The sequence below is a fragment of the Helicobacter sp. T3_23-1059 genome (assembly GCF_053654515.1).
On the sequence record NZ_JBSIUV010000159.1, the window covers coordinates 1 to 996 of the forward strand.

At 36.1% G+C, this 996-nt stretch carries 1 protein-coding gene; it reads right to left on the reverse strand.

Annotated elements, in window-relative coordinates; all coding sequences use genetic code 11:
* Positions 1-72 precede the first annotated feature (72 nt).
* Complete coding sequence (locus ACWIX0_RS13770; RefSeq protein ID WP_454174551.1) at positions 73-957, reverse strand: glycosyltransferase family 2 protein; 885 nt, start codon at positions 955-957, stop codon at positions 73-75.
* Positions 958-996 lie beyond the last annotated feature (39 nt).

The following is a 996-nucleotide window of genomic DNA, read 5'->3' on the forward strand; positions in this document are numbered from 1 at the left end:
ATGATATACTTGTTTTTCATCGTGTGTATCATAACTTAAGACTCCTTTATGTGGGATTAAGTTGAATTGAGCCTAAATTTTTTCACACCATCGCTTATTTCTAGGCGAAGTTAGCATTTGCCAGATTTTAGGTGCTTTTGCAAAAACTTCATAGATTTCGCGCTCACTCCCACCAGCAGACAAAAACTTATCATAATGCTCATCAAATCGATATTTTGTGAAATCCAAAAGTTTGGATAATTTATAGCGTTTGGCAATCTCTGTGTTTAGTTTGATTCCACTAAATGCGCTTAAAATCGCTTCTTTGCTTAAATCTTTGTTCTGATTGTAGCAAAAATAGCTAGGGATTTTCAGTGCGTAAAATCGCTTGGTTTTTATCATAGATTCTACAAAAAATGGCGGATCTTCAAAACGCGTAAATGCAGGAAATACAATATTGCAAACCAAATCTCTTGCATAGATAAATCGTGTAAATCCATAGTCGAATTGATAGACTTTATACTCGATAAATCCCTTGCTTTTATCACGCAGTAAATCATCAAAATAAAATCCACAAAATTCTTTCGTATTTTCTGCGCCAAATGGATATGCAAACGCCATAGAGCCACCGCAGATTTTGGCATTGTGCGTTTTTGCGCTATTGTAGAGAGTTTCTAGTGTATTTGTCGTGTAAAATCTATCATCAGCGTCTAAAAATGCGATAAATTCGCCCCTTGCCTTTGATATGCCGATATTTCGTGCCATTCCTGCGCCTTGATTTTGTGTATTTATCATTGCGATTCGCGAATCTCGCTTGGCAAATCTATCTAAAATCTCACCCGTGCCATCGGCACTTCCGTCATTTATGCAAATGATTTCTAATTCGCGTAAAGTTTGGGCTAAAAGATACTCAAAGCACTTTGCCAAAAATTTTTCGCCATTATACACAGGCAAAATGACGCTTATTTTTGGTTGCATTTGATTGCCTTTGCAAAAACTTTTTTCAACTCAAAACTA

What these genes read in the sequence shown, in the direction of transcription:
- ACWIX0_RS13770 (WP_454174551.1), bottom strand. Translation starts at nt 957, where the DNA reads ATGCAACCAAAAATAAGCGTCATTTTGCCTGTGTATAATGGCGAAAAA.